Raw genomic sequence first — 18,860 nt, 5'->3', positions numbered from 1 at the left:
GAACACTGGTGGAACCCATGGAGAAACCCGGCGAGGCCGTGGACGCAGCCCGCGACCAGGCCCCGGTCGCCCTGGAGGCCGTGGGCCTGGGCAAGACCTACCCCAACGGCACCCGCGCCGTCAGCGATGTCGACCTCTCGGTACCCGCGGGCGAGATCAGGGCGATCGTCGGCCAGAACGGCGCCGGCAAGTCCACCCTGATGAAATTGCTGTACGGCCTTGAGCAGCCGTCGGCCGGGCACATCGGCGTGCACGGGCGACGGGTCAGGTTCGCCGGACCGCAGGACGCCATCGCGCTGGGTGTGGGCATGGTCCACCAGAACCTCATGCTGGTCCCGTCGTTCACCATCGCCGAGAACGTGGTCCTCGGCGTCGAGCCCGGCCGGGCCGGCCGCGTCGACCGCGCGGCCGCCGCCGAACGTACCGCCGCGCTCGCCGAGGAGGCGGGGCTCGCCGTCGACCCGGAGGCCAGGGTCGACGCGGTGTCCGTGGGGATGCGCCAGCGCGCCGAGATCCTCAAGGCCCTGCACCGCGGCGCCCGCATCCTGATCCTCGACGAGCCCACCGCAGTGCTCACCCCCCAGGAGACCACCGACCTCTTCACCGCAGTCCGCAGGCTCCGGGACTCCGGAATGACCGTGCTGTTCATCTCCCACAAGCTCAAGGAGGTGCGGGAAATCAGCGACCGCGTCACCGTCATGCGCGCCGGGTCGCTGATCGGCACCGTACGCACCGAGGACGCGACGCCTACGCAGCTGGCGTCCATGATGGTCGGCCGGGAGATGTCCCTCGACGTGCCGAAGCCCCCGGCGCGCCCCGGGGCGAGGGTGCTGCGGGTGCGCGGACTCTCCGGCCCCGCGGTGCACGGCGTCTCCTTCGACATCGCGGCCGGTGAGATCGTCGGCCTCGCGGGAGTCGAGGGCAACGGCCAGACCGAACTCGTCGAACTCCTCGCCGGACTGCGCCGCCCCACCGCCGGATCGGTCACCGTCGACGACGCCGACGTCACCCACCTCGACGCGGCGGGCCACCGCCGGGCCGGCGTCGCCCACGTCCCCGAGGACCGGCTGTCCAACGGGGCGGCCCTGGACCGCTCCGTCGCCGACAATCTGATCGTCGACCGCCACGACCGGCCCCCCGTCGCCCGCCGGGGCGTCCTGCGCACCCGTCGCGTACGCGCGCTCGCCGAGGACCTGATCGGCCGCTACGAGATCCGCGCCCCGCACCCCGACACGGCGGCCGGGGCACTGTCCGGCGGCAACCTGCAGAAGGTCGTCGTCGCCCGCGAACTGTCCGCCGGGCCCCGCCTGCTGCTCGCCGCGCAGCTCACCCGGGGCGTCGACATCGGCGCCATGCACTTCATGTACGAGCGGCTCATCGAGGCCCGGGACTCGGGCGCGGCGGTGCTGCTGGTCTCCGCCGACCTCGGTGAACTGCTCGCGCTCTCCGACCGGTTGCTGGTGATCAAGGACGGCCGACTCGTCGCCCGCTTCGACGACCCGGCCGGACTCACCGAGGAGGCCACCGGCCTGTACATGCTCGGCGTGGAACGCCACCCCGACGAGCGGATCACGGCAGGTGTCCGATGACCTCGAGCCTGGAACCGGAAGCAGAACGTCAGGGACGGCCCCAGTCGCAGGGACGCCGGGAGTTCCTGGCCACCCGACGCCGTACGGTGGTCGTCGAGCTGACGATGACGGTGCTGACCGTCGCCGTCGCCGTCCTCATCGCCTTCCTGGTGGTCCTGGCCACCGGCAAGGACGCCACCGGCGCGCTCAACGCCCTGCTCACCGGCCCGCTGGAGCGCACTCCCCGGATCGGCCGCTGGCTCGCCGACGCCACCACCCTGGCGCTGCTCGGCCTGTCCGTCGCGATTCCCTTCCGGGCCCGGCAGATCAGCCTCGGCGCGGAGGGCCAGGTGTACGCCGGGGCCCTGGCGAGCGCCCTGGTGGCGATCAACCTCCACCTGCCGCCCGTCGCCGCCGTACTGGTACCGCTCGCCGTCGCCGCCCTCGCCGGGGGCGCGCTGGGCGCGGTGCCGGGAGTCATGAAGGCCCGGCTCGGCGCCAACGAGATCGTGGCCACGCTGATGCTGAACGCCGTCGTCGTACGGGTCTTCGACTATCTCCTGACCGACCATCTCAAGGCGCCCGACAGCAGCGCCGTACAGTCCGCCCCGGTGCGCCCCGACTCGGTGCTGCCCCTCCTCTCGGACTTCTTCGGCGTCCCCCTGGACCAGGCGAACATCGGCCTCTTCGGCATGCTCGCGGTGGCGGCGGCCGTCTGGTTCCTGCTCGCCAGGACACCCCTCGGCTACCGCATCCGCATCACCGGCTCAAATCCGGACTTCGCCCGCTACGGCGGCCTCGATGTCCCGCGCACCATCGAGTGGAGCTTCGTCATCGGCGGCGCCCTGGCCGGCCTCGCCGGAGCCCACCTCGCGCTCGGGATCTACGGCGGGCTGCAGCCCGACATGGCCGGCGGCCTGGCCTTCGAGGGCATCGTCGTCGCCCTGCTCGGACGCAACAACCCCATCGGTGTGGTCGCCGCCGCGCTCCTCTACTCGTATCTGCGGGTCGGCGGCGACGTGATGGAGCAGCAGACGGACGTCGGCTCCGAGGCCGTGACCATCATCCAGGCGGTCATCGTGCTGCTCGTGACCGCCCGGGCGCTGCCCGAACTCGTCAAGCGGTACCTCGCCCGAAGGGAGGCCCGCTGATGGGCCCCGTCCTCGACGCCGTGCTCAGCACCGGATTCCTCGCGGCGATCCTCGGGGTGTCCACCCCGTACGTCCTCGCCGCCCTCGGCGGGCTGCTGGCAGAGCGTGCCGGAGTCCCCAACATCGCCCTGGAAGGCTCCATGCTGACCGCCGCCTGCACCGGTGCGCTGGTCGCCGGGTACAGCGGCTCGGTGTGGGCCGGAGCCGCGTGCGGGATCGCCGCGGGCGCACTCCTCGCGCTGCTGCTCGGGGTGCTGCACCTCTACCTCGGCGCGGACGCCATCATCGCGGGCATCGGCCTCAACCTGCTGGCGGCGGGCGCGACCGCGTACACCGTGTACGCGCTCCTCGGCGACAAGGGCGGCACCAGCCGACTGCACAGCGGCGCCCTGCCCTCCGTCCGCCTGCCCCTGATCGAGGACGTTCCCGGCCTGGGCGCGGTACTCAGCGGACAGAACGTGCTGACCTGGGCCGCCCTCGCCGCCACCCCGGCGGTCGCCTGGCTGCTGTACCGGGCCCGGTTCGGCTTCCACCTGCGGGCGGTCGGCGAGCACCCCGAGGCGGCACGCTCGGTCGGCATCCACGTCCACCGGGTCCAGTTCCGCGCCCTCGCGCTCAGCGGCGCGCTGGCGGGAGCGGCCGGGGTCTTCCTGAGCATGGGCGCCGTGTCCTTCTTCGTCACCGGGATGACCGCCGGCCGCGGCTACATCGCCCTGGCCGCCGTCTTCCTCGGCGCCCTGCGCCCCTGGGGCGTGTTCCTCGCCGCCGTCGGCTTCGGTACGGCCGAGGCGCTCGCCGTCCAGCTCGGCAACCTCGACATCCCCTCCCAGCTCGTCTCCGCGATCCCGTACGTCGTCACTCTGCTCGCGCTGGCGTTCTTCGCCTGGCGGCGCCGACGCGCGTCCCGTTCCGCGGCTGCTGCCACCTCTGGCTCCGGCCTGCCCACCTTGGAGACCACATGAGCATCCGCGCCACCCGTGCCCGGATCATCGCCACCGCCCTCGCCCTCGCTTCCCTCCCCGCCCTCGTCGGCACCCCGGCTGCCGCCGCCCACGACAGCGGCGTACGACTGGACTTCCTCGGCGAGCGGGAACTGCCCAGTGCCATGGCCTTCCAGGGCACCACGGTCGGGGGGCTCTCCGCCATCAGCTACGACGCGAAGACGGGCACGTACTACCTGATCAGCGACGACCGGTCGCAGACCGGCCCGGCCCGCTTCTACACCGCTCGCATCGACTTCGCCGACGGCGGCCCGGGGGACGTGGAACTCACCGGCACCCACCCGTGGCTCCGCCCGGACGGCTCCGCCTTCCCGCCCACCTCGACCGCCACCTCCACCGTGGCACCCGACCCGGAGGGCATCGCCGTCGACCCGCACGACGGCAGCCTCGCCTGGACGAGCGAAGGCGAGCGCATCGTCACGTCCGACGGCCCCGCTCTCCTCGGCGACCCCTGGATCCGCCGCGCCACCGCGACCGGCGCCTACCGCGGACAGCTCCCGCTGCCACCTCAACTGCACATGAACTCACAGGAGTTCGGCCCCCGCAAGAACCAGACCCTGGAAGGAGTCACCTTCACCCCGGACGGCCGGCGGATCGTCACCGCCATGGAGGACCCCCTCTACCAGGACGGCGACGATCCCACGCCCGAGCATGGCGCGCTCACCCGCATCACCGTCCACGACACACGCACCGGACAGCCGCTGGCCCAGTACGCGTACCCCCTGGAACCGCTGTTCGCCACACCGCCCGCGGGCGGCACCGACACCAACGGAGTCAGCGACATCGTGGCCCTCGGCCACGACCGCTTCCTGGTCCTGGAGCGCGCCTCGATCTACGCCGACAACAACTGGAAGGCCCGCGTCTACCTGGTCGACCTCCACGGCGCCACCGATGTCCTGGACCGTGACTCCCTCACCGACCCGGCCGCGCGGCCGATCCGGCCGGTCCGCAAGACACTCATGACCGACCTGTCCGACGTGCCCGGGCCGACCCGAGTCGACAACGTCGAGGGCATCACCCTCGGCCCCCGCCTCCCCGGTGGCCGCCGCACCGTCGTCCTGGTCTCCGACGACAACTTCGCCGCACGCCAGGTGACCCAGTTCATCGCCTTCTCAGCCCACGGGATCTGACATGTCGGTCCCTGTTCGCGACAGTGCCGGCCTTGTCCAGGAGGGGGCGTTCGCCGATGCCACGAACGGCGATGACGACCGCCACTCCTCGTCACAGCGGATCCTCAGTGACGCCCTGCCCTGGATCTCATAGTCGGCGTACCGAGGCCGCACTGGTCGGAGCGGTCAGGGAACGTCCTTGAAGCGCAGGTAGGACTCGAACCTCTTCGAGTGAGGCTTCTCGCCTGTGGCTCGGCCTCGGGCCGGCATGCGAAGGGCGTACCTTCCCGAGTGATCGACGAGATCGTCCGCGAGGGTGCCCGGCGGATGCCGACAGGGTCACCACGGCCGCCGGGCGGTCGAGGTCGGAGCCCCGCGCGTCAACGACAGGCGCATCGACACAGCCACGGGCGAGCGCAAGCGGTTCTCCTCGACGATCCTGCCGCCCTGGACACGGAAGTCCCCGAAGGTCAGCGACGTCCGGCCACTGCTCCACCTCCACGGCCTGTCCTACGGCGACTTCGTGCCCGCGCTCGAGCGCGATCTGTCGGCCGGCGACTACGTGTACGTCTGGGCGCCGGCCGGCGATCCGGGCGCGGACTTCTCCCCGGTCGAGAGGGACGGCAGGCAGCCCAGGCCCACATCCGCCCCGGGGACGAAACCCCGGCTCTTGTCCTGCTCCGCAGGAGTCCGTTTGTCTTCGACAATGGTTCCGGCGCAAGGCGGTGAAGCAGGAAGTCCGGATGGCGCAGCCGACCCAGGTCGCATTCCCCGGCCTTCAGGGCGGTGACGTTGCGGCCACGTACGCAAGCCTCCGGTCAGGTTCTGCCGGGGATACTCGGGTCCTTCGGCCGAGAGTGGTAGAACGCCAAGTGGCGTTCCGCAGCGGTGGCCCAGGTGTGGCGGGCGGCGAGTCGGCGGCCCCTCGCGCGGCGCGCGGGGGTGTCGTCCGTGAGCGCGGCGCCGAGCTCAGCGGCCAGGTCCTGGTGGGTGGTCGCGAAACGGGCGGCGCTGTCGAACACCTCGCGCAGTACGGGCAGATCGCGGACGACCAGCGGAACTCCCGCGGCGAGTGCCTCCATCGCGGCCAATCCGAAGCCCTCCTTGACGGAGGGGAAGGCGAAAGCGGAGGCGGCGGCCACCAGGGGCGGCAGCTCGTCCTCTGCGACCTGGCCCAACACGACCGGTTCGACGCGGAGTTCGGCTGCGCGTGCCTCCCAGCGGGCTCGGTAGTCGCGGTAGTCGAAGAGGGTCTCGCCGCCCGCGATCACCAGCCGTACGTCGGGGTGTGTGGAGCGCAGCAGGGCGTACGCCTCCAGCAGGTCCAGGGAGCCCTTGCGGGGTTCGATGCCGCCGACGGTGAGGACGTAACGGCCCAGACGGGCACGCCAGTTCGAGCGCGCGGCCGGGTCGGTGGTGGCGAAACGGTCGTAGGCCACTCCGTTGGGGATGACCGCTGCCTTGATGCCCCAGCCGTCGGCCAGTTCCGTGGCGACGGCCGCCGATACGCAGATGTGCGAGTACGGCTCGACGATGGCCCGCTCGTGGCAGGCGGCCAGTTCGGGGGTGGTGAAATGGTCGATGTGGTGGACCGTGCGGATGCAGCGGCCGCCGACCGCGTTGGCGCTGATGCAGTCCTGGGCGTGGACGATGTCGTAAGCCGCCGCGGAGAGTGCGAAAGCCGTCCCCAGGACGTCGATGGAGCGGAGGATGCGTTCGCCGACCGTCTCCTCCGGCGGGCCGTCCGGGAACGGCACGATCCGCAGCCGTACGGCGGGATCGACCGGCCGGAAAAAGCCCGCGTCGCCGCCGCGGCCCAGCGTCCACACCGTGACGTCCTGCCCGGCCGCGGCGAGCGCCTCGGCGAGGGCGAGGGTGTGGACGACGCCGCCGCGCGGCTTGGTGGAGTAGCTCAGCAGAGCGATCTTCACGACGGGTTCTCCCGGTAGGCGTCGGGCCGGCGTTCGTCGAGGTGGCGCAGGATGCGGCGGGCGCGGTCGATCTCCTCGGCGACGTCGATCTCGGCGACCGCGAGGCCGGCCTTGGACCAGGTGCGGGCGAGGATGTCACCGCCCGGGCCGACCACCTTGGACTGGCCGAGGAACCGCATGCCGCCCATGGCACCGGTCTGGTTTGAGGAGGCGAGAACGACCTGGTTCTCGGCGGCGCGAGCCTGGTCGTACAGGTCGAAGAGCTTGGCCTGGCGGTCCTGGGCCATGCGCGGGGCGCGGTTGGTGAGGGACGTGGGCCAGGCGGAGAGGCAGGCGAGGATCTCGGCGCCGTCCAGGGCCAGCGAACGGGCCGACTCGGGGAAGGTCTTGTCGTAGTCGATGAGCATGCCGATGCGGCCGACGGGGGTGTCGAAGGCGTCGAAGCGGTCACCGGGCGCGTAGGCGGCGACCTCGCCTGCCGGCAGGTGGACCTTGCGGTGGCGGCCGAGGACACCGTCGCCGCTGACGCAGACCGCGGCGTTGTAGCGCTCGTCGCCGCCGTCCTCGCAGTAGCCGAGGCACACGACCATCTCGGCGGCCAAGCGGGCGACTTGGAGGATCAGCGGGTCGTCCGGCTTCAGGGCCGGCGGCAGGGCGTCGGGGTCGGGGTGGCGCAGGTCGGCGAGGTAGCCACCGAGCGCGGCGTCGGGCAGGACCAGCAGACCGGCGCCCTCGCGCCGTGCGTCGTCGATGAGTTTCCCGGTGCGGGCGAGGTCGAACTCCAGGTCGCGGCCGAAGTGGGCGGCCGCGGCCGCGATCCGGATCGTGCTCATGCGCTTACTGCTCCTGTGGGTACGTCGTAGGTCTCGGGCCGCCGGTCGCGCAGGTGTCCCATCGACCGGCGGGCGGTCTCCAGTGCCTGTGCGACGTCCAGTTCGGCGACGGCGACGCCGGCGGCGACGCCCGTGTCGGCGAGGATCTCGCCGCCGGGGTCGACGACCTTGGCGCTGCCGACGAAGCGTAGCGACCCGAATGTGCCCGCCTGGTTGGCCGACAGCCACACGATCTGGTTCTCCAGCGCGCGGGCCCGGTCGAAGAGGTCGAAGCGGCGTTTCCAGCGGTCCTGTTCGAGGCTGACGGCCGCGTTCGTACGGGATCCGGGCCAGGCGGAGACACACACCCCGATCTCGGCGCCGTCGAGCGCGAGCGCGCGGGCGGACTCCGGGAACACCTTGTCGTAGCAGATCATCATGCCGATCCGGCCGACCGGGGTGTCGAAGGCGTGGAAGCGGTCCCCGGAGGAGTAGCTGGCGTCCTCGCTGAGGGGCTGGTGGACCTTGCGGTGGTTGCCGAGGACGCCGTCACCGGTGACACAGACGACGCTGTTGTAGCGGGCTTCCCCGGCCGCTTCGCAGTACCCGGCGACGACCGTCATCTCCCCGGCCAGGGAAGCCAGTCGGCGGATCTCGGGGCCGTCGAGGGTGAGCGCGGGCGGGCCCTCGTCGAGTTCGGCCTGGTCGTCGAGGCTGAGCAGATATCCGCCGAGGCACGCCTCGGGCAACGCCAGCAGGCGTACGCCCTCCTCCCGGGCCTCCTTGATCAGCCGTTCGGCGATCTGGAAGTCCTCCTCCAGGTCGCGGCCGAACTCGGCGGCGACGGCGGCCATGCGCAGGGTGGTCATGCGGTCCCCATCCCGGTCACGGTGGACATGACCGCTTCGGTGATCTCTCCGTCGGGCCAGCGCAGCCCGACGCCTTCTCCCTCGGTGAGCTCCCCGCACACCGCACCCGTGGCGGGTCCGGCGGGCAGGGGCGGTGCGCCGGGTTCGTCGGCCGTGAGCATCGCGAAGCCCGGGAAACAGGTGAACCAGTCCCCCACGCTCGCGGCCTCCGGCCGGGGCACGGCGGCCACGTCGAGCACCGCACGGCAGCCGCTCGCCTCGGCCAGCATGCCGAGAGTTCCGGCGATGCCCGCCATCGACACGTCCTTGGCTGCGGCGGGCCGCGCGGCGGCCACCGCGCCGGTCATGGTGCGCAGTTCGTCCGTACGACGGTGGCTGGTCGAGTCCCACTGGCGGCCCCGGTAGCCCGGGCGCCAGCTCCCGCCGAGGTCGGCGGTGAGTCGCACGGCGTGTCCGGGGCGTCCGCCACCGCCCGGTACCGGCCGGTCCGTGCGGCCGAGCGCGGTCACCGACAGGGCGGCCGGGACGCCGAGTTGGGTGTGGCCGCCGAGCACCGGGATGTCGTACGCCTGTGCTGCGCGGGTCAGTCCGGCCAGGATCCGGGCGGCGTGCGCGGCGTCGCGGGCGCCGACCGCGTCCAGCAGGCCGAGCGGTGCGGCGCCCATCGCGGCGAGGTCGTTGGCGTTCACGAGGACGGCGCACCAGCCCGCCCAGTCGGGGTCCCGTTCGACCATGGACGGCACGATCGCGTCGCACGCCGCGATGACGTCGGTGCCGGGGATGGGGGCGCCGTCGTCACCGACGAAGCCCGGAGGTGGGGCCAGCGCGGTGAGGAGTGGTCCGAGGGGGGATTTGGTGGCTGCCGCGAGGGTGGCGATGCGGCTGATCGGCCAGCGCATCAGGACGTGCGGTGCGCCCGCGACCGTCGTGTCCCGCACCCGCTGCCAGCCCAGGCGCCGGAACAGCACCTCGTTGCGTGCCTGGACGGTCGCGTCGAATCGCAGTGCGCCTTCCGCTTCGGCGCGGGCGCAGGCGGCCCGGACGAGCGCGGCGCCGATGCCGTGGGGTCCGCGGGCCCGGCGGGTGACGACCAGGCGGCCGCCCTGCCACCAGCCGAGGTCGGGGCCGTCGTCGACGGGGCAGAGGCGCACCCCGCCGACCACGGCGTTCTCCTGGTCTTTTGCAATCAGTACGACGGTCCGGGGGTCTGTGTCGTGGTCGTCCAGGTCGTGATGGGCGAACAGTCCTTGCTCCTGGACGAAGGCGGCGCGGCGCAGCTCCCGGTAGGCGGCCATGTCCGCCGGGCCGCCCGCCTCCTCGATGTGGAAGGCTGGGCGGCGGGCGAGCGTGTTGCGGTCGCCCAGCAGGGCCAGGATGTCGGGCACCTCGTCGGCCACCGGGGCCGGTGCAGATCCGTCGAGGTACATCTCAGCCACCCGCTGCCTGGAGCACACTGCACGCCCCGCAGGCCGCACAGCCGGCCTTCTGGTCGGCGCCGCTCATTCCGGCGGCGCGCAGTTTCGCGGCGACGCCCTCGGTGACGTACGTCAGGAGTTCCGCGCGGGGTGCCCCGACGCCGTCGCGGGCGGCGAGGGTACCGCTCATCGGGCGGAATGGGACGACGAACGGGTACACCCCCCTTTCGATCAACCTGCCTGCTCCGGCGACGAGTTCGTCGGGATCCTCACCGAGGCCGACAAGGAGGTAGGTCGAGACGCGGTTCGGTCCGAAGACGCGTACCGCCTCGTCCCACGCGGCCTCGTACTCGGCCATCGGGACCGTCGACTTGCCGGGCATCCAACGTCGGCGCACCTGGTCGTCGAGCGATTCGACGTGGATGCCGATGGCGGTGGCCCCGGCGTCGTGCAGGGCCCGGATCCAGGCCAGGTCGCCGGGTGGTTCGCACTGCACCTGGATCGGCAGGGCGGGCACAGCCTTGAGGACTTCCCTCACGGACCGGACGAGGGTGCGGGCGCCGCGGTCGGGTCCGGTGGTGGTGCCGGTGGTCATCACCATCTGCCGTACGCCGTCGAGCCGTACGGCGGCCTCGGCGACCTCGGCGAGCTGTGCCGGGGTCTTGGCGGCCACGGTGGCGCCGGACCGCAGGGACTCCTCGATGGTGCAGAAGCGGCAGCGGTCGGACTCGGAGTAGCGGATGCAGGTCTGTACGACGGTGGTCGCCAGGACGTCCGAGCCGTGCAGGCGGGCGATCTGCTCGTAGCGGATGCCGTCGGCCGTGGTCAGGTCGTAGAACCGCGGTCGCCGGATGGGGGTGAGGGAGATTCCGGTGTTCTCGTCGCCGAGCCACACCTTGCCGTCGCGCACGGAGTAGGGGCTGTGGGGGTTGCGTGGGAGCGCGGCGTTGGCACCGTCGACGAGGACGTGTCCGTCGTCGCTGGGGCCCGCGCCGTCCGGACGCCGCAAGGGCGTGTCCGACGCGACGCCGCGCAGGGCGAGTTCGGCGCGGGTCATGATCCGCACATCCACCGCCGTACCGCTGTCACCGGTGCCAACGCTCACGTCGTGCTCCCTACAGCTGGTAGGTGGAGTTGATGATGGCGCCCTTGCGCGCGTAGTGGATCAGCGCGTCCTGGACGTCCAGGGGGTGGGTGGGGATGACGCCTTCGATGAGGTCCTCCTCGCGGGCGCCGTGCAGGGAGAGGCCGAAGCGGCAGCAGAAGACCTTGCCGCCCTCGGCGATGAACGTCTTGAGCTGGTTGTTGATGTTGTGCTCGCCGGGGAACGCGGAGTTGCCGGTGGTCGGGAAGCCGCGGGTGGCGAGGCAGTTGAGCGAGCCGGGGCCGTAGAAGTAGATGGCGGTCTCGAAGCCCTTGCGCAGGGCGCGGGTGGCCTGGAGGACGGCGACGAAGGAGACCGAGGACTCGTGGGCGATGCCGTGGACGAGGGTGAAGTAGGTCTCGCCGTTCTCGGCCTGGTAGTCGGGGAAGACCTTGGTGGAGCCGTAGATGCTGGTGCCCTCGGGGAGCGAGGGGTGCGGGATCTCGTCGAGGGACTTCTGCTCGACGTCGGAGAGTTCGGCGGTGACGACGGATTCGGACATGGCTGTCTCCTTGTGCGGACGGGAAGGGAGCGGGGTGTCGGTCAGTCGTAGAGCGCGGCGAACGTGTCCCGGAAGACCAGGTCGCCGAGTTCGCCGCCGCCGGTGGCTTCGGCGAGGCGGGCGTACTCGCCGGTGAAGTCGCCCCACGGCTGGTCGCTGGCGAAGAGCACCCGGTCGTGGCCGATGCCGCGGCGCTCGATCTCCTGAGCCAGCCAGCGGGGAGTGAAGCCGATGGCCCAGGAGAGATCGGTGTAGACGCGCTTGCCGGCGCTGATCCAGTCGAAGAACCGGGAGCCGACGAGCTTGATGTGGCCGCTCATCCCGCCGCCGAAGTGCACGAGATGGACGGGCACTTGACCGGCGTACCAGTCGACGAGGTGGCCGACCTCGTCGATGTCGGAGGCGGCGCCGGGAGAGGTGTGGACGTGGACGACGAGGCTGTACCGGGCGGCCTCGGCGAAGATGCGGTCCAGTTGGGGGCGGCAGGCGGGGTCCGTGGGGCGGCCGCCCAGCAGGAAGCTCAGCTTGAGAGCCTTGACTCCGGGCTCGCCCGCCAACTGGAGGGCTTCTGCGGTGCGTTGGGCATCCTCGGGGCGCGGGGACACCCACAGTCCGGCACGGATGCGGTCGTCGCTCTGTGCGGCCTCCAGCGCCAGTTCGTTGAAGGAGAAGGCGATCGCGGGGTCCGGGACGCCGTAGTTGGGGATGACCAGGGCCCGTTCGGTGCCTTCCGCGTCCAGGTCGGAGATGAGTTGCTTGACGGTGGCGCGGGCGGTGGTGTCCGGGTTGACGGGCGGGCCGCCGTAGAAGGGGTAGGCGGGCAGGACGCCGATGTGGCGGTGTGCGTCGTGGACCATGGTGTGGTTCCTCAGCCGCGGGGTGTGGTTCCTGAGCCGCATGGTGTGGCGCCTCAGCCGATCGGGAGGGCGGAGGCGAGTTCGCTGGGGGCTCCGGTGAGCGTGCCGCACACGTCGGCCAGGCGGCGCGAGGCGTCGATGTGGTCCGCGAGGAACTCGGCGTCCCGGCCGACCGCCTCGAAGCGGCCCGAGCCCCATGAGTACTGCCAGGGCAGGCCGAGGAAGTGCAGGCCGGGTGAGCTGGTGGCGCCGCGCCAGTGCATCGGGTAGCCGCGGCCGTCGAAGACGGGGGCCTCGATCCACCGGTGGTCGCGCCTGAAGCCGGTCGACCAGATCACCGAGGTGATGCCGGCGGCCTCCAGGTCCAGTGCGCGCGGCTGCTCGTTCGGCTCCCACACCGGGACGTACCGGGGCTCGGTCGGGGCGTCGATGCCGTGCGCGGTGATGTAGGCGTCGATGGCGTCCTTGATGCCCTCGGCGACGGCGTCGGCGCGGTCGAGGTTCACCTTCAGGTCGTCGGCGAACTCCAGGCCCGTACCGGTGATCGCGGTGAGCCGCCCGTACAGCCGCATGCCGTCGCGGGCGAAGGCGCGCAGGTCGATATCGCGGCCGCCGTCGCGTCCGGTGACGTAGTGGTTGACCCGCATGCGCACGGCGCCGGCGTCGTCGAACTCGTCGATGGACTTGTCGTAGTGGCCCATGTCGTCGAGCCAGGCCACGCAGTCGCGGCCGCGGTAGAAGCGGGCCACACGAGGGGCGCTGCCGACTGCCAGGTGCACCTGGCGCCCGGCGAGGTGGAGGTCCTCGGCGATCTGGCAGCCGGACTGGCCGGTGCCGACCACGAGGACGGCGCCCTCGGGGAGTTGGTCGGGGCTGCGGTAGCGGGAGGAGTGGACCTGGGTGATGCCGTCGGGCAGCCGTTGGGCCATCGGCGGGACGGACGGCGTGTGGTAGGGGCCGGTGGCGACCACCACCTGCTCGGCGGTGAAGTCCCCGGCGGTGGTGGAGAGTTCGAACACTCCGTGGGGCGAGCGCCGCAGCCGGGTGACCGTCACGCCCTCCGCCAGGGGCGGCCGGAAGAAGGAGACGTAGTCCTCCAGGTACCGGACGATCTCGTCACGGACCATGAACCCGTCCGGATCGTCACCCTGGTACGGGTAACCGGGCAGCCTGCACTGCCAGTTGGGGGTCACCAGGCAGAAGGAGTCCCACCGGCGCTCGCGCCACTCGTGCCCGACCCGGTTCGCCTCGATGACGACGTGCTCGACACCGCGCCGGCCGAGGCAGTAGCTAATCGACAGCCCCGCCTGACCGCCGCCGACCACGACCACCGGGATCGGGGAACTGCCCCTGCCCGTCAGGTTGGAGGGGAGGGCGCCGGCCGGCCGTATCGCCGGAGCCGAGCTCACCGCGTGCTCCCGTCGGTGCCGGTCAGGGCTTCTACCGTGACCTTGGCATCGCTGACGGTGGCGTACGTGGTGGCGGTCCGTTCGATCTGTGCGAGCTGGTCGGAGGCGCCGGTGCAGAGGAAGCCGAACTTCTCCTTCACGCGCTCCCCGGCGATACCGAGTGCGGTGCGGCTGCGCTCGACGAACTCCACAAGTGCGTAGTGGCTGCCGGGAACGAAATAGTCCTCGACTACCGTGGAGGGGGAATAGCAGCGCTGGGTCATGCCATCGGGCCAGCGCACATGAAAGTACATCTCGGGCATGACATCCTCCATGCCGGGCGCCGAGGTCTTGACACCTCGCCGCTGTCCGTGAAGACCAACTCCAGCCCTCGGGAATTACCGAACGAAGTCATCCGGAATAAAGGGGAGTTGCCAAGACCTCACGCCGATGGAACGGAACTGACACCAATTCGGCCCGGGGTCGTCCCTCATCGGAGAGTTCCTCCAAGGACGCGCCAGGGAAATCGATCAACTCGTCGAAGGTGTAGTCGTCACCGCGGGCCTCATTGCCGACGCCCACGACGATGGTCCCCCCGACACCCTGCACGGTTCCTGGGGCGTGGCGCGTGCTGACCAAGGTCCGCCTCGACGAAGTTGAGTCATCCGACTCGTCCGGGCACTGCCGGCCCTCAACCAGCGCGAGATCAGCGGGTGACCGACGATCTTCACATCGGAGAGGCTGGGTCTCCCTCGTCGCGTCGCTCGGCGAGGCACGCCGGCGGGTGATCGGTCGCCGGAGCCGCTTGGGCCCGAACGCAGCGCCGGCGGTGAGGAGCCGGCCGGACACCGGGCGTCGCCCGCTCAGGCGGGGAAGTGTCTCCATGTGCCCTCGGAGACGACCTCCAGCACGCCGTCGACCACCGTGAGGGCGGTGTCGTCGTCGATCGCGTACGCCGGATTCGGGAGACCACTCGCCCACTTCTCCGCCGCGGCCATGGTGTTCTCCGGCAGGTCGACGTGATCCACGTGCGGGAAGATCGAGAAGTCGACGACACCCAGCGCGCTGTCGTCGCCGGTGGGCGCCTTCCACTCGACGAAGTACTCCCCGATGCGCGGTGTCATCACCATGCTCCCGGCGCTGAGCCCCACCCAGACCTTCCCGGGCAGCGAGGGCAGGAAGTCCGCCAGCCCGGACTGCCGCATCCAGTGGGCCAGGTACAGCGCATCGCCGCCGTTGACCAGCAGGACGTCCGCCTCCTGGACCCACGGCTTCCAACGCTCTTCACCGATGCTGGGCAGCGCGGTCAGCTCCAGCACTCCCAAGGACTTCCACCCCAGGTCACACATGGACAGGCGGGACTGTCCGCTGATGAAACGCCAGGCCCCGGCCGGGCCACCCATCGGGTGCCCGTACCCCGCGGTGGGGATGCACAGGGCATCGGCCTCGGCGATCGGCCTGCCCAGCATCTGCACAAGCGCGTCCCGGATGGTCGCGTTGGAAATACCGGCCGACGTGAGAAGAAGCTTCAAGATGACTCCTACGCGCAGGCGATGGAACGGTCCGACACTTAGACCGGAGGCCGTCACAGAACTCATCGCTGTGGCGCGTGGCACTCTGCTCATCGGACACGGGCGCAGGCTGCACCGACCGGGCACTCTCGACAGGCCCCGCAAGCGCCACCTCCACAGCGGGGTAAGTCACTTGATGTCACGTCCATGATGGTCGGATCCGCCGCCGGACCGACACTTCCGGTAGCCAGTCGGAAGGCAGACAGTAGTCCACGGTCGAGCCTGTGCCGTCAGTTGGGCAACAGCCGTTCGCCGCACGGCAGTGGGAGCATCCGCAAGCGAGGACCAGCACCAGTACCTGCACCACAGCCGGCTCCCCAGCGTGCGCGCCGTACGGCGGAGGATCACATGGAGGCGTGCCGACGTGGCTCCGGCACCGGGGTGAACCCGCTCCTTCGCACACCCGACACGATCCGAAAGGCAGCCGCGTGATCCGCCATCACGACTTTCCCCACGCAGGCCTGACTCTGCGCTCCACGGTGCACATCCCGACGGACCGGCGGGGACCCGCTGGCCGACGGCGGTGTTCGTGCACGGCTTCACCTCCAACCGACTCGACCTGCCCGACTTCGTGCGCATGTCCCGGCTCCTGGAAGAGATCGGCATCGCGTCGGTCCGCTTCGACCTCTCGGGCCACGGCGAGAGCGACGGCGACCTCTTCGACGTGACCATCACCGGCGAGACAGCCGAGACACGAGCGGTGATCCAGACGGTCCGTACCTTCGACTTCGTCGACGGCGAGCGGATCGGCCTGGTCGGTATGAGCATGGGAGGTGTGGTCGCCGGCATCGTCGCCGCCGAGGAGCCGGGCATCGGCGCCCTCTGCCTCTGGTCGCCCACGGCGGTCGCCCCCGCCGAGATCGGCAAGGGCTACCTCAAGGGACGCAGCCTCGCGGCCGAGATCGAGGAGAAGGGTTACTTCGACGCCGACGGTCACCGGATGAGCGCCGCCCATGTCGAGGACATCGCCACACTCGACGTCTCCGGGCGGTCCGGCCGCTACGGCGGCCCGGTCCACATCCTGCACGGCGACAAGGACGACATCGCGCCCCTGGAGCACGCGCGCCGCCATCTGGAGCACTATGACGGCAACGCGGAACTCCAGGTCGTCGAGAGCGCTGACCACGGTTGGGGAACCGTCCCCCACCGCACGACCCTGCACCAGTCCAGGCTGCGATTCCTCCGGAGGCACCTCGGCCAGGCTGACGGCGGCCATGCGCGTCTGGAGGGGTGGGACCGTGGTGCCGGGTGCGGCTGGAGGCGGTCTACGGCTACCTGTCTTGTGTACGGGTGGTCAATGACCGGCTGACTTGAGGCATCGCGACCGACCACGCGGGAAATGCCTTCGCCGTGGAGAGCTGGTCCCGGCATGATTCCCACCGTGCATGACGACGAGGGCCATGGCGGGCGCGCGCGGTACACGCTGGCTGAGGAGGAGCACGGGCATGCCTGGGGCTTCTGCGCCGAGGTGGAAGGGCTGTTCGGGGAGCCCCAGCGGGGGACCTACGAGCTGTTCGGCTGGGTTCCACAGGCAGAAGTGCGCGGGTGGGTCGGCGGCCGAGTGTGGCTGGTGCCGGCCGACGAGACGCTCGATCCCTGGCTGCTGGAGGACGCGGAGAGCGTAGGCCAGCCCCTGGGGACAGACGGTCTCGTACTCGCCGGCCTGGACGACTACGAAGGCCCACCCGAGGGGCACAGGGGCCGAGTTCGCGTGCACGACGGGCACCGCTGGCTGGGCTCCTGCCGAGAATTCGCCCGCGTTCTGCCCTCCAAACAGTCTGCGCCCCCGCTCGTCCTGCGGGGGCTCGCCCAGGGTGATCAGCTGCGGGCGGCACTCATGAAGGGCACCCGGCGGGCGCTGGACCTGGAGCAGGCCGCTCTGGAGATACAGGACGATCAGGGCGAGCCGCTCACCGAACGCCTGCTCTGGGCCAGAGTCAGCGCCTGGCACCCATCCTCCTACGGGACGGATCGGATCGACCTGGAGCTCGACGGAGAGTTCTTCACGCCCGTTCCCGAATACGCCCGGCCCATCTGGGATCGGTGGTTCGCCGGGCCGCCGGACACCCAGGGTGCCTGGGCCCACCTCGACACCCGGCGCCGCGGAGCCTGGCTCGACCTCGCCCGAGAGCGGGCCTGCCGACGCACCCACCGTGACCGGCCGGCGGGTCACGCCTACGAACTCGACGGCCGACACGTCACCGACGAACCGGGCCTCTACCTGGCCCTCGGCGAGGCGGTGAACGGTCCGGGCGGCTACTTCGGCGGCTGTCTGGCCGCCCTCGACGACTGCCTGCGCGGCACCTTCGGCTACACCGCCCCCGCAGCCCTGCTCTGGCGCGAAGCCGCGGCAGCACGCGAGCACCTGTCCCACGCCCTGACACCGGACGGCCAGCCCTACGACCTGTTCGGCGTGGTCCTCGATGTCCTGGCCCAGGGCGGCATGCACGTCACCCTGGCGTGAGCTGCTGTCCGCCCGCCGGGCATCGACTCTGTCCGACGGTTCTGACATTTGCGCGCCGTGTCATTGGCCGCGATGGCCTACGGCCCGCAAGTGCTTGGAACCTGGTCAACCCTCTTCACCACTAGGGATTTGCCCGAGTCGGTGGAACCCCCAGGCTACCTGCGCCTTCGCCCGACCGAGTGGGAGCGATGGCTGGATGACCTGGGCATTCCCGACGGCACTCCGTACCTCCTCCGCCGAGCTTCGTCCACGACATCGAGTTGAACTCGTACTTCCATCGGGTGGACCGAGCTGAGGTCACGCAGTTCCTGCTCAGCAACGGAATCCCGGAGGAGATTCTCCGCCTGCCGGGATACCAACCGCCGACCGAGTGTTCTTGCGTTCGTCCGCAGCCTGCACATGAGCAACACGACGTTCCGCCGGCGCTACCCCGATCTGGTACATGAGCCATCAGCCCAGGAAACCCTGACCGCTCGCAATGCCAGGCTGCGGCGCCGCAACCGCGAACTCACTGCCGCACTTTCCCTTGCTGCAGCACAGATTCAGTACATCACCCTTGAGAACGTCCGACTCCGGGAGGCGCTCGAAGCCCAAGAAGGAGTCACCCGACTGACCAGCCGGTCCCGTCTCCGCCGACAACACCCGCTCGGCCAGGCCGCAGCCGTACAGGGCCGTGGACCCATCAGTTACTGCGGCGGCGATCAACGCTACGAGGTTGTCGGTCCAGCAGTCGGACTCCCTCGTCGCGACTTCGACGCCGCATCCGACGCAGACGAGGTTCGGGCCGTCTTGGCCAGCGTGCCCGCACTTGAGCTTGAAGGTTCCCGGCGCCACCCGACGCGGAACAACCTCGTGGCTCGGCGGCCGCTCGGGACCTCTCAGTGGTTCCCCTGGCAGCACTTCGCTGGTTAGAGACTGCTGACAGTTCGCACAGCGAAAGACGGTCATGCGGCCATTCTCCTGGCTCCGGTGCCCGATGAGATGGGTTGGCTGGTCAACGGTCAGCGCTCAACTACGTCCTCCTACAGCGCCGAGGGGACTTACCAGGACGGTGGTGTCGTACGGCGTCCGCTTGACC

Annotated in this window: 17 protein-coding genes and 1 pseudogene; 7 read left to right on the top strand and 11 right to left on the bottom strand. The window is 70.8% G+C overall.

All coding sequences use genetic code 11. The features are described 5' to 3' along the window. Window positions 1–17 precede the first annotated feature (17 nt). From ABZ896_RS21730 to ABZ896_RS21710, 5 genes and pseudogenes are all read left to right on the top strand, one after another. On the top strand, window positions 18–1,589 hold the full coding sequence (locus tag ABZ896_RS21730) for an ABC transporter ATP-binding protein (RefSeq protein ID WP_360931462.1): 1,572 nt from the start codon (window positions 18–20) through the stop codon (window positions 1,587–1,589). Continuing rightward, window positions 1,586–2,719, top strand: coding sequence for an ABC transporter permease (locus tag ABZ896_RS21725; protein ID WP_360931356.1), 1,134 nt, complete (start codon window positions 1,586–1,588; stop codon window positions 2,717–2,719). The genes ABZ896_RS21730 and ABZ896_RS21725 overlap by 4 nt, the downstream gene beginning before the upstream one ends. Further along, window positions 2,719–3,681, top strand: coding sequence for an ABC transporter permease (locus ABZ896_RS21720; protein WP_360931353.1), 963 nt, complete (start codon window positions 2,719–2,721; stop codon window positions 3,679–3,681). Before ABZ896_RS21725 ends, ABZ896_RS21720 begins: the two co-directional genes overlap by 1 nt. Further along, complete coding sequence (locus tag ABZ896_RS21715) at window positions 3,678–4,850, top strand: esterase-like activity of phytase family protein (RefSeq protein WP_360931350.1); 1,173 nt, start codon at window positions 3,678–3,680, stop codon at window positions 4,848–4,850. The genes ABZ896_RS21720 and ABZ896_RS21715 overlap by 4 nt, the downstream gene beginning before the upstream one ends. A 282-nt stretch (window positions 4,851–5,132) precedes the next feature. Further along, window positions 5,133–5,367: pseudogene (locus ABZ896_RS21710) on the top strand (IS256 family transposase); the annotation flags it as partial. A gap of 280 nt (window positions 5,368–5,647) precedes the next feature. On the opposite strand, the gene ABZ896_RS21705 reads toward ABZ896_RS21710, so the two are convergent. From ABZ896_RS21705 to ABZ896_RS21660, 10 genes are all read right to left on the bottom strand, one after another. After that, window positions 5,648–6,760: an MSMEG_0565 family glycosyltransferase gene (locus tag ABZ896_RS21705; protein WP_360931347.1), complete on the bottom strand. Its 1,113-nt coding sequence runs from the start codon at window positions 6,758–6,760 to the stop codon at window positions 5,648–5,650. Then, on the bottom strand, window positions 6,757–7,593 hold the full coding sequence (locus tag ABZ896_RS21700; protein WP_360931344.1) for a carbon-nitrogen hydrolase family protein: 837 nt from the start codon (window positions 7,591–7,593) through the stop codon (window positions 6,757–6,759). The genes ABZ896_RS21705 and ABZ896_RS21700 overlap by 4 nt, the downstream gene beginning before the upstream one ends. Further along, complete coding sequence (locus tag ABZ896_RS21695) at window positions 7,590–8,441, bottom strand: carbon-nitrogen hydrolase family protein (protein ID WP_360931341.1); 852 nt, start codon at window positions 8,439–8,441, stop codon at window positions 7,590–7,592. The genes ABZ896_RS21700 and ABZ896_RS21695 overlap by 4 nt, the downstream gene beginning before the upstream one ends. After that, entirely contained in the window at window positions 8,438–9,868 is a 1,431-nt protein-coding gene (locus ABZ896_RS21690) for an MSMEG_0567/sll0787 family protein (protein WP_360931338.1), read from the bottom strand. Before ABZ896_RS21690 ends, ABZ896_RS21695 begins: the two co-directional genes overlap by 4 nt. Before the next feature lies 1 nt (window position 9,869). Next, a complete protein-coding gene (locus tag ABZ896_RS21685) occupies window positions 9,870–10,961 on the bottom strand; it encodes an MSMEG_0568 family radical SAM protein (protein ID WP_360931335.1) in 1,092 nt (363 codons plus the stop codon). A gap of 10 nt (window positions 10,962–10,971) precedes the next feature. After that, window positions 10,972–11,502, bottom strand: a complete 531-nt coding sequence (locus ABZ896_RS21680; protein ID WP_360931332.1) for an MSMEG_0572/Sll0783 family nitrogen starvation response protein — start codon at window positions 11,500–11,502, stop codon at window positions 10,972–10,974. A 41-nt stretch (window positions 11,503–11,543) separates the two neighbouring features. Next, the gene (locus ABZ896_RS21675; RefSeq protein WP_360931329.1) at window positions 11,544–12,359 is read right to left on the bottom strand and encodes an amidohydrolase family protein; all 816 of its coding nucleotides are present in this window, start codon (window positions 12,357–12,359) and stop codon (window positions 11,544–11,546) included. Window positions 12,360–12,412: 53 nt separating this feature from the next. Next, window positions 12,413–13,768: an MSMEG_0569 family flavin-dependent oxidoreductase gene (locus tag ABZ896_RS21670; protein WP_360931326.1), complete on the bottom strand. Its 1,356-nt coding sequence runs from the start codon at window positions 13,766–13,768 to the stop codon at window positions 12,413–12,415. Next, window positions 13,765–14,070 carry an MSMEG_0570 family nitrogen starvation response protein gene (locus ABZ896_RS21665; RefSeq protein ID WP_360931323.1) on the bottom strand — a complete coding sequence of 102 codons (306 nt, stop codon included), beginning with the start codon at window positions 14,068–14,070 and terminating at the stop codon, window positions 13,765–13,767. Before ABZ896_RS21665 ends, ABZ896_RS21670 begins: the two co-directional genes overlap by 4 nt. Window positions 14,071–14,610: 540 nt before the next feature. Further along, window positions 14,611–15,279: a Type 1 glutamine amidotransferase-like domain-containing protein gene (locus ABZ896_RS21660; protein ID WP_360931320.1), complete on the bottom strand. Its 669-nt coding sequence runs from the start codon at window positions 15,277–15,279 to the stop codon at window positions 14,611–14,613. A 568-nt stretch (window positions 15,280–15,847) separates the two neighbouring features. Between ABZ896_RS21660 and ABZ896_RS21655 the strand changes: the two genes are divergently transcribed. Further along, on the top strand, window positions 15,848–16,627 hold the full coding sequence (locus tag ABZ896_RS21655; RefSeq protein ID WP_360931317.1) for an alpha/beta fold hydrolase: 780 nt from the start codon (window positions 15,848–15,850) through the stop codon (window positions 16,625–16,627). Between the two features lie 60 nt (window positions 16,628–16,687). Further along, window positions 16,688–17,782 (top strand): barstar family protein, encoded by a 1,095-nt coding sequence (locus ABZ896_RS21650; RefSeq protein WP_360931314.1) that lies wholly within the window; start codon window positions 16,688–16,690, stop codon window positions 17,780–17,782. A gap of 450 nt (window positions 17,783–18,232) precedes the next feature. Here the strand turns inward: ABZ896_RS21650 and ABZ896_RS21645 are convergent, their stop codons facing one another. Next, window positions 18,233–18,730, bottom strand: coding sequence for a hypothetical protein (locus ABZ896_RS21645; RefSeq protein ID WP_360931311.1), 498 nt, complete (start codon window positions 18,728–18,730; stop codon window positions 18,233–18,235). Window positions 18,731–18,860: the final 130 nt, after the last annotated feature.

This window comes from Streptomyces sp. NPDC047072 (genome assembly GCF_040643855.1).
Classification (GTDB): Bacteria; Actinomycetota; Actinomycetes; order Streptomycetales; family Streptomycetaceae; genus Streptomyces.
The sequence above is the reverse complement of the archived record's forward strand: the minus strand, read 5'-3'. Positions and strand labels throughout refer to the sequence as shown.